Origin of the sequence: Bradyrhizobium sp. LA6.8 (assembly GCF_040547935.1) — a bacterium.
Lineage (GTDB): Bacteria > Pseudomonadota > Alphaproteobacteria > Rhizobiales > Xanthobacteraceae > Bradyrhizobium > Bradyrhizobium barranii.
In genome coordinates this window covers 111,415-123,918 of the sequence record NZ_JBEPQQ010000007.1, presented here as the reverse complement: position 1 = coordinate 123,918, position 12,504 = coordinate 111,415, and the positions used below count along the sequence as shown (strand labels likewise).

At 65.3% G+C, this 12,504-nt stretch carries 12 protein-coding genes; 7 read left to right on the top strand and 5 right to left on the bottom strand.

Annotated features, from left to right (window positions below):
• Positions 1 to 2 precede the first annotated feature (2 nt).
• Positions 3 to 1,835 (top strand): caspase family protein, encoded by a 1,833-nt coding sequence (locus ABIA90_RS29870; RefSeq protein WP_354119028.1) that lies wholly within the window; start codon positions 3 to 5, stop codon positions 1,833 to 1,835.
• 45 nt (positions 1,836 to 1,880) lie between these two features.
• On the opposite strand, the gene ABIA90_RS29865 is transcribed toward ABIA90_RS29870, so the two are convergent.
• Both ABIA90_RS29865 and ABIA90_RS29860 read right to left on the bottom strand, forming a co-directional pair.
• Positions 1,881 to 2,567: a DUF1345 domain-containing protein gene (locus tag ABIA90_RS29865; protein ID WP_063980020.1), complete on the bottom strand. Its 687-nt coding sequence runs from the start codon at positions 2,565 to 2,567 to the stop codon at positions 1,881 to 1,883.
• Between the two features lie 214 nt (positions 2,568 to 2,781).
• Positions 2,782 to 3,705, bottom strand: coding sequence for a polyprenyl synthetase family protein (locus ABIA90_RS29860; protein WP_063980019.1), 924 nt, complete (start codon positions 3,703 to 3,705; stop codon positions 2,782 to 2,784).
• A 161-nt stretch (positions 3,706 to 3,866) separates the two neighbouring features.
• On the opposite strand from ABIA90_RS29860, the gene mtgA reads away from it, so the two are divergent.
• The 3 genes from mtgA (at position 3,867) to ABIA90_RS29845 (ending at position 5,672) form a co-directional block, all read left to right on the top strand.
• The gene (mtgA, locus tag ABIA90_RS29855; RefSeq protein ID WP_259260762.1) at positions 3,867 to 4,541 is read left to right on the top strand and encodes a monofunctional biosynthetic peptidoglycan transglycosylase; all 675 of its coding nucleotides are present in this window, start codon (positions 3,867 to 3,869) and stop codon (positions 4,539 to 4,541) included.
• Between the two features lie 169 nt (positions 4,542 to 4,710).
• Positions 4,711 to 4,893, top strand: a complete 183-nt coding sequence (rpmF, locus tag ABIA90_RS29850; protein WP_028149139.1) for a 50S ribosomal protein L32 — start codon at positions 4,711 to 4,713, stop codon at positions 4,891 to 4,893.
• Between the two features lie 143 nt (positions 4,894 to 5,036).
• Complete coding sequence (locus ABIA90_RS29845) at positions 5,037 to 5,672, top strand: hypothetical protein (RefSeq protein ID WP_071917057.1); 636 nt, start codon at positions 5,037 to 5,039, stop codon at positions 5,670 to 5,672.
• A 92-nt stretch (positions 5,673 to 5,764) separates the two neighbouring features.
• Here the strand turns inward: ABIA90_RS29845 and ABIA90_RS29840 are convergent, their stop codons facing one another.
• Entirely contained in the window at positions 5,765 to 6,025 is a 261-nt protein-coding gene (locus ABIA90_RS29840; RefSeq protein WP_354119027.1) for a hypothetical protein, read from the bottom strand.
• 221 nt (positions 6,026 to 6,246) lie between these two features.
• Between ABIA90_RS29840 and ABIA90_RS29835 the strand changes: the two genes are divergently transcribed.
• Positions 6,247 to 7,941, top strand: a complete 1,695-nt coding sequence (locus tag ABIA90_RS29835; protein ID WP_354119026.1) for an EAL domain-containing protein — start codon at positions 6,247 to 6,249, stop codon at positions 7,939 to 7,941.
• 185 nt (positions 7,942 to 8,126) lie between these two features.
• Here the strand turns inward: ABIA90_RS29835 and ABIA90_RS29830 are convergent, their stop codons facing one another.
• Positions 8,127 to 8,495 carry an antibiotic biosynthesis monooxygenase family protein gene (locus ABIA90_RS29830; protein WP_354119025.1) on the bottom strand — a complete coding sequence of 123 codons (369 nt, stop codon included), beginning with the start codon at positions 8,493 to 8,495 and terminating at the stop codon, positions 8,127 to 8,129.
• A 96-nt stretch (positions 8,496 to 8,591) separates the two neighbouring features.
• On the opposite strand from ABIA90_RS29830, the gene ABIA90_RS29825 reads away from it, so the two are divergent.
• Both ABIA90_RS29825 and ABIA90_RS29820 read left to right on the top strand, forming a co-directional pair.
• Complete coding sequence (locus ABIA90_RS29825) at positions 8,592 to 9,062, top strand: MarR family winged helix-turn-helix transcriptional regulator (protein WP_354119024.1); 471 nt, start codon at positions 8,592 to 8,594, stop codon at positions 9,060 to 9,062.
• 126 nt (positions 9,063 to 9,188) lie between these two features.
• Positions 9,189 to 9,488 (top strand): hypothetical protein, encoded by a 300-nt coding sequence (locus ABIA90_RS29820; RefSeq protein ID WP_354119023.1) that lies wholly within the window; start codon positions 9,189 to 9,191, stop codon positions 9,486 to 9,488.
• 32 nt (positions 9,489 to 9,520) lie between these two features.
• On the opposite strand, the gene ABIA90_RS29815 is transcribed toward ABIA90_RS29820, so the two are convergent.
• Complete coding sequence (locus ABIA90_RS29815) at positions 9,521 to 12,388, bottom strand: PAS-domain containing protein (RefSeq protein WP_354119022.1); 2,868 nt, start codon at positions 12,386 to 12,388, stop codon at positions 9,521 to 9,523.
• Positions 12,389 to 12,504: the final 116 nt, after the last annotated feature.

Sequence of the window (12,504 nt, the reverse complement as noted above, 5' to 3'; positions counted from 1 at the left end):
TCATGCGTAGCCTGCTCGGACTTTGTCCGCTTTTTCTGGCTCTCTTGTTCGGCGCTGCGCCCGCTCTCGCCGGAAAGCGCGTGGCGCTGGTCCTTGCCAACTCGTCGTATCAGTACGCGCCGTCGCTCGCGAACCCCGTCAATGACGGTGCAGTAATGGCCAAGACGCTGAAGGACGCCGGCTTCGAAATTGTGGAGTCCCGGCATGATCTGTCCGCGCTGGAGACGCGGCGCGTGCTGCGCGATTTTGCCGATGTGACGCGCGATGCCGACATCGCCGTGATCTACTATGCCGGCCACGGCATCGAGGTCGAAGGCTCGAACTATCTGATCCCTGTTGACGCCAAGCTCGAACGCGACACAGATGTCTACGACCAGGGGCTGTCGCTTGACCGCGTCCTGGTCACGGTCGAGCCCGCCAAGCAGCTTCGCCTGGTGATCCTCGACGCCTGCCGCGATAATCCGTTCGGCAAGACCATGAAGCGCACGGTTGTCTCGCGCGGCATCGGCCGCGGCCTGGCCCAGGTCGAGCCGAACAGCCCCAACACGCTGATCGCGTATTCGGCCAAGGCCGGCTTCACGGCGCAGGACGGCGATGGCGCCAACAGCCCCTTTACTATGGCACTGTCGAAGCATCTGACGACGCCGGGCCTCGACGTCCGTCGCGCCTTCGGCTTCGTGCGCGACGACGTGCTCAAGTCGACCGGCAACAAGCAGGAGCCGTTCGTGTACGGCTCGCTCGGCGGCGAGGACGTGCCGCTGGTGCCGGTCAAGGTGGTCGCGGCCGCTCCGGTGGCGCCGGTGGCGAACCCGCAGGCGGCCGATATCCGCCGCGACTACGAGCTCGCGCTCCAGATTGGCAACAGGCCGGCCTGGGAGGCATTTCTGGCCCAGCATCCTGTCGGCTTCTATGCGAATCTCGCCAAGCTTCAGGTCGAAAAGATCGGTGCCGAGCAGGCCCATGCGGCGGCCACCGAGAAGGCGAAGCAGGCCGAGGCCGAACGCGATCGTCTTGCCGCCCTCGGTGCGCAGAAGGATGCGCAGGCCAAGGCTGCGGCTGATGCGAAAGCCGCCGAGCAGGCGCAGCTCGCCGCGCAGAAGGCCAAGGAGCAGGTGCAGCAGCAGGCGGCCGCGGCCGAGCAGCAGCGCGTCAACCTCGCCGCCGCGGCGCCAGGTGTCGCACCCGCCAGCACGGCGAGCCCCGCCGGCACCAGCGTCGCTTCGCTGACGCCGACGACCACGCCGGCCGACCTCAGCCGCTTGGTGCAGACCGAGCTCGGCCGCGTCGGCTGTTTCTCCGGGCAGGCCGATGGCAACTGGAATACAACTTCGCGGCGCTCGCTGTCGCAGTTCAACCGTTACGCCGGCACCAGGCTCGACGTGAAAGTGGCGAGCACCGATGCGCTCGATACCGTCAAGTCAAAGCCGTCGCGCGTCTGCCCGCTGGTCTGCGAGCACGGCTTCAAGGCCGACGGCGACAAGTGCACGAAGATCGTTTGCCGTGAGGGCTATGCGATCAACGACGACAATGCGTGCGAGAAGCAGCGCATCGCCAAGCCTGCGACGGTCAAGCCTGCGACGGCCAAGCCCGCAACCGCCAAGCGCGACGACGGCGATGAGCGTTCCGCACGGCAGCGCCGTCAGGCCGGTGGCGCGGCGGGCGGCTATGGTGCCGCCGCGGGCATTGCGGCTGCCGCGAGCGCCGGCCGCGCCTCGGGTGGCGGGCAGATTTTCTGCAATGGCGGCAGCTGCCGCCCGGTCAACCGCGGCTGTCATCTCGAATATCGCGGCGGCGGCGGCCCCGGCAACGACGCCAATGCCGAGGTGTGCAACTAGGATCTCGCCTTCGACGTCGTCGTCTCGGCGCTTGCCGGGACGACGTCAGTTCGAGATCGCGCTTGCCGCGATGTTCACTGTCAGCGCCAGCAGCGCCGTGTTGTAGATGAACGACACGATGCCATGCGCGGTCGCGGTGCGGCGGATGGTCTTGTCGGTGATGCCGACGTCGGAGACCTGCGCGGTCATGCCGATCACGAACGAGAAATAGACGAAGTCCCAATAATCGGCGTGATCTTCCTTGTCGCCGCTCGGAAACTGCAATCCGCCCGGCGGGTGCCGGTAGTAATCATGGGCGTAATGCAGCGCGAAGGTCGTGTGCACGGCGGCCCATGACAGCGCGATGGTGGCGATCGCGATGGTCAACTCCCACGCCCCGCGATGCGGCGTGCCGAGCTCAGACATGATCGCTGCGATGCTGGCGAAGGCGCCGATCGCCGTCACCAGCAGGATCACGAAGCGGCCGTCGTCCTGCATTGCGGCACTACGGCGGATGTGCTGCTGGTCGTTGCACAGCATCATCGCGTAGACCAGCACGAGATAAACCGCGATCAACGCATCCCAGCCGAACAGCAGCCGCGTCACCAGCCGGTGCGATCCCGGCAGCAGCAAGCAGACCAGGATGCCGGCAGCGAGCGCGATAAAGGTGCGCGGCCGCGCGTAGATCAGCCGCATCGGCCGCGACATCTTGCGGAAGCGGACGAGGACGGGATCGTCTTTGTCGGTGGCCATGATGGCTCCAGCCCTCTCGCTCAACTCTCGTTGTCGCCGCAGCGGCGGCCTGTTCCCGCGCCCCGCTTGCGGCGAGAGGGTTGGGGTGAGGGGGAGCCTCCGCAAGGACGGTGAGAGCTGGATTCGCGGAGACTCCCTCTCACCCGATATTCAGGCCGCGCTTGAATATCGACCTCTCCCCGCAAGCGGGGCGAGGTGAAGATCGTGCACTACATCAGTTCTTCCGCTCGGCGACGAAGCGCGCGGCGGCCTGCAGAACGGCGGCGCGGTCGCCGAAGATCGACACGGCGCCGTCGGCCCGCGCGAGCAGGTCGCGCACGCGCTGCTTGGCGCCTTCGATGCCGAGCTGGGTGACGAAGGTGGTCTTGCCGAGCGCGGCATCGGCGCCGGCCGGCTTGCCGAGGGCCGCCGCATCACCCTCGACGTCGAGCAGATCGTCGGCGATCTGGAAGGCCTCGCCGAGCGCGCGGCCGTAATCGTCGAGTGCCTGATATTCCTTTTGCGAGGCCTGGCCGAGGATCGCGCCCGCGATGCAGCCGTAGCGCAGCAGCGCACCGGTCTTCATCTGCTGAATGCGGGCAACATCGATCGGCTCGTTGCCGCCAAAGCGGCCTTCGCCGGCGAGATCGAGAATCTGGCCGCCGACCATGCCGCCGATGCCGGCGCAGCGCGCCAGCGCGCGCGTCAGCAGGAGGCGCACATTGGCGTCGCGGTGGATCTCATCGCGGGTGACGATGTCGAAGGCGAGCGTCAACAGGCCGTCTCCGGCGAGGATCGCGGTCGCGTCATCGGTCTTCTTGTGCAGGGTGGGGCGGCCGCGGCGCAGGTCCGAATTGTCCATCGCCGGCAGGTCGTCATGGATCAGCGAGTAGCAGTGGATGCATTCGAGCGCGGCGCCCACGAGCAGCGCCGCTTCGCGGGGAACGCCGAATACGGCGGCGCTCTCGACCACCAGGAACGGCCGCAGGCGCTTGCCGCCGTTCAGGCTCGAATAGCGCATTGCGTCCATCAGTCGCTTGGGACGGGCGATCTCATCGTGCAGGATGTCGTCAGCCAGCAGGCGTCCAAGCAGGGCTTCGGTGTCATCAGCGGTCTTGTCCAGGCGTTTGGCGAAATCGGACGGGGACGTGCCGGTCATCAAGAAGGGCTCCAGAACTAAAATTCGGCGGGACAATCCTTTATGCGCCCGCCCCAGTCAATCGTTTGGAAGGCCTAAAAAGTGCTGGAAAAGGCCCGAATTATCACAGACTTAATGGCGGGATCCGTGGCCACGTTTCATTTTGCGCCGGAAAGGTCGATTTGCGCATCGTCAAGATCCTGCTGGTAGCGCTCGTGGTCGTGGCTCTCGCGCCCTACGTGATCGCGCCGTTCTACCGCACCGGCCATCCCGTTTCGACGCTGATGGCCTGGCGGTCGCTCAGGGGTGCGCCGATGCATCGGGAGTGGATTGATCTGGCTGCGATGTCGCCCTCGCTGCTGCGATCGGTGGTGGCGGCCGAGGACGCCCACTTCTGCAAGCATCACGGCATCGACTGGGGCGCGCTGCGCGAGGCGATCGACGATGCGAAGGAGGACGGTACGCCCTTCCGGGGCGCCTCCACCATCACCCAGCAGGTGGCAAAAAACCTGTTCCTCTGGCAGGGGCGGGATTTCGTCCGCAAGGCGCTGGAATTCCCGCTGGCGCTGTGGATCGATCTCGTCCTGCCCAAGGCGCGAATCCTCGAGATTTACCTCAACATCGCCGAGCTCGGTCCCCAGGGCCAGTTCGGGGTCGAGACGGCCAGCGCCTATGCCTTCGGCAAATCGGCGGCCAACCTCTCGCCTCGGGAGGCGGCACTTCTGGCCTCGATCCTGCCCAATCCGGTCAAACGGAGCGCCCGGACCCCCGGGCCTGGCGTCCGGCGGCTGGCGGGGACCTATGTGGCGAGGGCGCAGGCGAACTCGCTTTTGACCTGCTGGCGGGAAAATCGCTGACTTTGGGCCCTTTTCGGACGTATTTTCCGGTCCAAAAGCCTAGATTTACGGCCAGCCTTCCTCTATAAGCCCGGCCTTGATCGGCATTCAGCTCGCCTCGGTTTGCGGGTGCTGAGCCGTCCCCTCGCGGACGATGCCCTGACAACACCAATCCCTAGAGGATATTGAAATGGCCGTTCCGAGAAGAAAAACCTCGCCGTCGCGTCGTGGCATGCGCCGCTCGGCAGACGCCATCAAGAAGCCGACCTATGCGGAAGACAAGGACTCCGGCGAGCTCCGTCGTCCGCACCATCTCGACCTCAAGACCGGCATGTACAAGGGCCGTCAGGTCCTGAAGAAGAAAGAGTCCTGAATTTAGGACCTTTCTCCGGGCAGGATCATTTCGCCTGCCTGATTTCGGCCATCCAATGAGATATGACAATGACGGCGGCGGAGCTAATGCTTCGCGGCCGCATTGTCCTGTCCGGATATCTTGATCGAGAAGGCATTTCGCCGATGGTCGGTTTCCCGCTGCTCCTGATCCCGCTCGCAGTCTACAACATCATCGCCTTCCTGATGCCGTCCGTGTCCTTTACGGACGTGCTGTTCAAGGTGCCGATGATCACGGGCGAGACCTGGCCGGTCACGCTTGCCGACGTGATGCTCGCGCTCGGTATCGTGTTGCTGCTGCTAGAGGTGGTCAAAGGCGCGCGGCCCGGCTCGAAATTCCTGATGGATCATCTGCTGTCGCTGATCGTGTTCGGTGCTGCCGCGGCCGAATTCGTGATGTGGCCCAAATTCGGCAACTCCACCTATTTCCTGCTGGTGCTGCTCGCGATGGCCGATTTCCTCGGCGGTATCGCCCAGCGCACGCGCCGCCGCGTCACCTATGTCGCGGAGACGACAGTGCCGGCGCCGCGCAAGGCCAAGCGCCAGGCCGAAGCGGCAGCGGACGACGCGGCGCCCGAACCCAAGTTCGAGCCGGTGTCTGCGCCGGCGGTGCCACCCGCGCCTTCAGCGCAGTCGGTCGCCGAATCCGTGCTGAAGGATCATCCAGCGCCGAAGCCGGTGAACCCGCCCTCGCCGGAAATTCCCTCGCCGGATTTGCAACCGGGCAACGGCACGCCGCCGTCTCCCGACGCGCCGCGCTGATCGTGAGTCGCCGCCGCAATGGCGGTGCGCTCCCTCTCCCCGCAAGCGGGGCGAGGTGAAGGGCACCACCTCTCTCAGCAAATTCGTCGTGCTTAAGCCACCTGCCGCGTGCGCGCGGTGACGCTTCCGAGCGGGTGCTTGTCGCCATAGGCCATCTGTGCATCCTCGGACGAGGCGCGGCGGAGCCGGCTGGCCTGGGGCAGGTGCTCGGCATTGGCAATGAGTTGGGTGACGAAGCTCGGATCGGGACGGGGCAGCGGCGCCTTGTGGACCCACTGCAACGTCGGTAGCAGCGGCACCAGGGCCGTGCCCGTGCCGTTGTCCGTGCAGTCCGATCGATCAGTACTTAACATCGCAATCACCGTTGATCCGGCGAGGCCTGTCGCGTTTCGAGACGCTGGCGCCGGTGCGTGTCATGTACTCGCAAGGCCTATGCCGGCCGGGCCGGTTTGGTTCCGCGGGCCTGCGAAACATGGTTTCCAAATTGTTTATGAACTTTGCCTAGAGTCGGAGTCGAATCTGGCCGTATTCTGTGCCGACTCAGGACTCCCTGCTGTCCCGAAACGAGGCGATTTTGACCCCTGCATTGCCGCAAGCCTCCGACATCCTGGCCGCTCTTGGTCAGGCCGTTTTCGCCTGGGACATCGCCAGCGATTCCATCGTGTGGGGTGAGCAGGTCGCCAGCGTCTTTCCTGGCATCCCGCCCGAGCGGCTCGCGACTGGCGCCGAATTCGCCAAGCTGATCGAGCCCGCGCAGACGCTGCGGACTGCCGCGCTGGCGCAGACCTCGCCGGTGCACGGCGCCGACGGCACGCCCTACCGGGTCGAATATGGCGTGCGCATGAGCGCCGCCGATCCCGTGGTCTGGATCGAGGAGACCGGCCGCTGGTTCGCCGGCCCCGATGGCCGCCCGGTGCGCGCGATCGGCTCCATCCGCATCAACAATGAGCGCCACGCCCGCGACGAGGAATTGACCAAGCTGGCCCGGCTCGATCCGCTGACCGGCGAGCTCAATCGTTCCCACCTGATCGCGGCGCTGGCCGAGGCGATCGAGGAGACGACCCGCTTCCGCTCGACCGCAGCCTTCATGCTGGTCGGCATCGATCATCTCGCCCGCGTCAACGACGCCTTCGGCTTCGATGTCGCGGACGCCGTGATCCTCGACGTGGCCAAGCGCATCCGCGCCCGCCTGCGCGGCGGCGACGTGCTCGGCCGTTTCTCCGGCAACAAGTTCGGCCTGATCCTGAAGAACTGCACCGTCGATGACATGAACGTCGCCGCCGAGCGCTTCCTTGCCGGCATCCGCGACGAGGTGGTGCCGACCAAATCCGGCCCGGTCTCGGTCACGACGTCGATCGGCGCGGTCAGCGTGCCGCGTTATGCCCGCAGCACCGACGAGGCCGTCAATCGCGCCCATGAGACGCTGGACGCGGCAAAACAACGCCGCGTCGGCTCGTTCGCGGCGTGGCGCCCGGATGCCGCGCGCGACGCACAGCGCCGCGTCAACATCCGTGTCACCGACGAGATCGTCACCGCGCTGAACGAGCGCCGCATCAAGCTCGCCTATGAGCCGGTGGTCGCGGCCGCCTCGCGCGACTGCGCGTTCCACGAATGCCTGGTGCGGATGGACCAGGGCGACGGCCAGGTGCTGCTCGCGCCCGACATCGTGCCGGTCGCCGAACGGCTCGGTCTGATCCGCCTAGTCGATCACCGCGTGCTCGAGCTCGTGGTCGCCGAGCTCGCGGCCGCGCCCGACATCTGCCTCAGCCTCAACATCTCGCCTGATACGACGATGGATCCGGACTGGTGGGCGGGAATTGAGTCGCTGATGCTGGCCCATCCCGGCGTCGCCGAGCGGCTGATCGTCGAGATCACCGAGACGGTCGCGATCCAGGACATCGATGACGTGCGCGGCTTCGTCACGCGGTTGAAGAATTTCGGCAGCCGCATCGCCATCGACGATTTCGGCGCCGGCTACACCTCGTTCCGAAACCTGCGCAAGCTCGGCGTCGACATCGTCAAGATCGACGGCGCCTTCGTGCAGAACATCACCCGTTCCGCCGACGACCGCGCCTTTGTGCAGACCCTGATCGACCTCGCCCGCCGCCTCGACATCAAGACGGTCGCCGAGTGGGTGCAGGACGAAGAGGCCGCCGCCATGCTGCGCGACTGGGGCTGCGACTACATCCAGGGCCGCCTGATCGGCCTCGCCTCAGCCGACCGCCCATGGGGCACGCCGCCGGACAGCGCGCTGCCCGCGGCAGGATAAAGCTGCGTCCCTTGCTTCGTCGGATAACGACGAGCTGCGCGGGGCTTTCCGCATGCTCGCTGTCATCGCCCGACTTGATCGGGCGATCCAGTATTCCAGAGACAGTTGTGTTTAAGCCGAGAGGCCGCGGCGTACTGGATGCCCCGGTCAAGCCGGGGCATGACAGCTGAGTGGGAGGCGCGCAGCTACCCCACGCAAATACCGGGCACCGCGACCTTCTGGAACAGATGCGGGCTCGCGACTGCGGATGTGGGGTAGGCGGCGATCTTTGCGCGGAATTCCGGGTGGATGAAAGCGGCGCGGAAATGTGCGTTGGATTCCCACACCGCGTAATTCAGATAGGTCGGGCTGTCGCCGACGGCGCGGTGAAGCTGGGTGGAGATGAAACCGGGCTGGCGCTTCATGAAGGCGGCGTCGTCCTGCCAAGCCTTGAGGAAGCTCTGCTCATCCTCGGCGTCGAGCGTGAACACGTTCACGAGCACCACGGGGCCGGTTTCGAGCGCGATCTGACGGTCGATCGGGAAGGCGGGGTCGAGGGGACGCATGAGGGGCATGATATTGCTCCGGTCAATTTGGTGTCATAATGTCAATTCGACAGTCCCGTATTAGCTAATTGACATCATGATGTCAATACGGATTAATGGTGCCAAATGACCAAGACGAAGCGGACCCCGGCGGGCGAAGCCCTGACCGGCCTCATCCTCGACCTGTTCCGCGCCAACAGCCTGCTTCTGACCGCTGGCGATCGGCTGGTGACGTCGCTCGGCCTCACCAGTGCGCGCTGGCAGATCCTGGGGGCGATCGCCGACGCCGAGCGCCCGGAGCCGGTCGCCTGGCTCGCCCGCAATCTCGGCGCCAATCGCCAGAACGTGCAGCGCATCGTCAACGACCTCGCGCGGGATGGTCTCGTCGTGTTCGAGACCAACCCGCATCACCGCCGGGCGCAGCTCGTGGTGCTCACCGACAAGGGCAGGCAGATCTACGATGCCGCCGGCCGGTTGCAGGTCCCCTGGGTCAACGGCCTTGCGGATGGATTGTCGGTCAGGGATATCGACGTGGCCCATCGCGTCGTGACCGCACTGCGAGCCGGTCTGAAAGACGCCGGTGAAGCGAACGAATAAGCAAGCGAGGCGCCGGGGGACACGAGGCGTACATCGTGTGAGCCCATTTCGGACTCAAATCCGCCGCCGACTCAATCGATGTATCCAAATGCGGTTGGAGGCATGTCCTGAGTTGGGGAATTTGCCATGAGTGATGAAGATTTAATGCGTCATAAGAGACAGAAGCTGATTTCCACTGCCGAAGATGTCGTGCGTGACGAGTCTTTCGAACTCTTGTCGCAGCAGCTCTGCGAAGGCGCTAGCTTTTCGGACGATGAATCCCCGTCGAACGACGTTTTTTTGCTTCTTGAGGAGAATGCGCGGCTTCGTGCGCTTGCCATCAGCCTTTCCAGCCTGGTCGGAGACCTCTCCGAACGGGAGTGGAGCAATGCGCTCGCATCGGCCGATCGTGCCACGCTCAATCGCCTGAGGTCGTGTCGGGCGTAACGATAGAGAGAGCGACGAGGTGAAGCGGAGCGTCACGCCACGCGCCTGACCGCGTTCAGTCGCTCGATCGTGTGGCCGACCTCGGCTGCCGGGCACGGCCTGCCGAAATAATAGCCCTGGACCGCGGTGCAGCCGCATTCGCGGACGAAGTCGAGCTGCTCGATCGTCTCGACGCCCTCCGCCGTGGTCTCGACGCCGAGCACGGAGCCGAGGCTCGCGATGGTGCGAACGATTGCGACGCTCTCCGGGCTTTCGCCGAGCGTGCCGACGAAGGAACGGTCGATCTTGATGCGGTCGAACGGAAATTTGCGCAAATAGCTCAGCGAGGAATAGCCGACGCCGAAATCGTCGAGGCTGACGCGCACGCCAAGAGCGCGGAGCTGGTGCAGGATCTCGATTGTCGCCTCGCTGTCGTCGAGCAGCGCGGTCTCGGTGACCTCGAGCTCGAGCCGCCGTGGCGGCAGGCCGGCTTCCGCAAGCGCGCTCGTGACCATCGCCACCAGTCCGCGCGAGCGGAACTGCACCGGCGACAAATTGACCGCGACGGTGACATCGGGCCAGGACGCCGCGGTCGCACAGGCCGTGCGCAGCACCCATTCGCCGATCGGGACGATCAGCCCGTTCTCCTCCGCGAGAGGAATGAATTCGGCCGGCGAGACCAAGCCGCGCGAGGGGTGTTTCCAGCGCAGCAGCGCCTCGAAACCGGTGAGCTCGGTGGTGTCGAGCCGCACCTGCGGCTGGAACACGAGGTGAAATTCGCGTGCCTCAAGCGCGCCACGCAGATCGTGCTCCAGCGCGTGCCGGCCGCGCGCCTGTTCCTCCATCTCGGGCTCGAACAGCTGGTAGGCGCCGCGCCCCTTGGCCTTGGCCTGGTACAGCGCAAGGTCGGCGCATTTCATCAGCTCGTCGGCATCGAGCCCGTGATCGGGCGCGATCGCGATGCCGACGGAAACGCCGACATGGATCGACTGGCTTTCCAGCGGCGGCGGGTGGCCGATGATCTCGACCAGGCGGCGGGCGAGCCGTTCCGCCGATTGCGGCTGCGGTCCGCGCTGGAGAACGGCGAACTCGTCGCCGCCGAGGCGGGCGACGGTGTCATGCTCGCCGACATTCTCCTTGAGCCGTGACGCGACCCAGCGCAGAAGCCGATCGCCGGCGGCGTGGCCGAGGCGGTCGTTGACCGTCTTGAAATTATCGAGGTCGAAGCACAGCACGGCCATCGCACCGCCGGCGATCGCGACCTGGTTCAGTCCCTCGCCCATTTTCTCGCGGAACAGCGTGCGGTTGGGCAGGTCGGTGAGTGAATCGTGCTGCGCCATGTGCGCCACGCGGGCCTGGGCCTTGTGGCGCTCGGTGACGTCCTCATAGGTGACGACCCAGCCGCCGTGCTCCATCCGCTTGTGATTGAGCTTGATGATGCGGCCGTCGTTCAGGTGGCGGTGCAGCGTGTGTTCGCCCTCGCGCAGCCTCTCGACATAGTCGGCATAGATCCTCGCGGCGGTCGTGTTCGGATGGATGCCGAGGTCGCAGCTATGTTCCATGATCTCGCGCATCGAGACGCCGGGTTTCACGACATCGGGCGACAGCCCATACATCTCGATGTAGCGGCGATTGCAGACGATGACGCGCAGGCTCGCATCGAGCATGCACAGGCCCTGGCTCATGTTGTTCAGCGCCGCGTCGAAGCGGCGGTATTGCTCGCTCAGCTCTTCGATCGCGCGCTCGCGGTCGGTGATGTCCTCGTAGGTGGCGACGAAGCCGCCCTCGGGCAGCGCGCAGTAGCGCACCGAGATCACGGTGTCGTTCGACATGCGCCGGCGCATCGGCGAGGAATCGTGGTTCGCGATCCTCGCGCTGGCGGCTTCCAGCAACTGTTGCGGACTGTATTCGGAAGTGAACGCCCCGTTCACCATCGACCGCTCGATCAGCTCGCCGAGATGCGTGCCAGGCCTGGTTTCCTCCGGCGACAGCCGATAGATCTTGCGGTAGGTGGTGTTGCAGACGCGCAGGCGCATGTCGCTGTCGTAGAAGGCGAGCCCGTGCGCCATGTTCTCCAGCGCCGCATCGAGGATGAAGTTCTGTTGCCGCAGCGCTTCTTCGTACTGCAGCCGCTCGGTGACGTCCTCATGCACCGTCACCCAGCCGCCGTCGGGCAGGAAGCGGGACACCGCCTGCACCATCCGGCCGTCATGGCGCATCACCAGCAGGGTCTTCGCCTTTCTGCTGCGCACATCCTCCAGCCTGGTGTCATGGAACTCGTCGGCCGACATGCCCGGCAGGTTGCCGCGCGACATCCAGTGTTCGATCACTGAGCAATGCGAGACGCCCGGCTTCACGATGTCGGGGTCGAGATTGTAGAGGTTCAGGAACCGCTCATTGCAGACGACGACACGGCTGTCGCCATCGTACATGATGAGGCCGTGCGACATGTTGGCGAGCGCGTGCTGGCTGCGCTCCGTCTGCACGCGTAATTCCGCCTCGAGCCGGGCGAGGCGGCTGACGTCATCGCAGATCGTCATCCAGCCGCCGCCGGGAAGCGGCTTCAGCTCGAGCGCCATGACGAGTCCGCTCGCGAGTGTCTGTTCGGTGCGGAACGGCTTCCCGCCTGCGATCTGCGCGATTCGCTTCGTATACAGCGCGTCGATCTCGTGTTGCGGAAAGTTGCCGCGCGCCGCGCTGTGTGCGAGCACCTCGCGGTAGCTCGTGCCGACATGCACGATGTCGGCCGACATGTCGAACAGCGACAGATAGCTCTGGTTGACCAGCACGATCCGGTTGTCGGCGTCGTAGACGCAGACGCCCTGCTCCATGTGATCGAGCGCAAGCTGGCTCAGCCCGACGAGGGCCTGCGGGCCCTCTGCGCGGCGTGCACCAAGCTCGTTATCGCGGATCGGCGTCATGGGATCGACGGGTCTCGGCCGGCAATAGATTTAACGCAACGTAATTCAGCCACTGAGCGTAACGAAGAGGCCGGAAAATTCCCTTAAGCGCAGTAGTTTACGGAGGGTGACTGGGG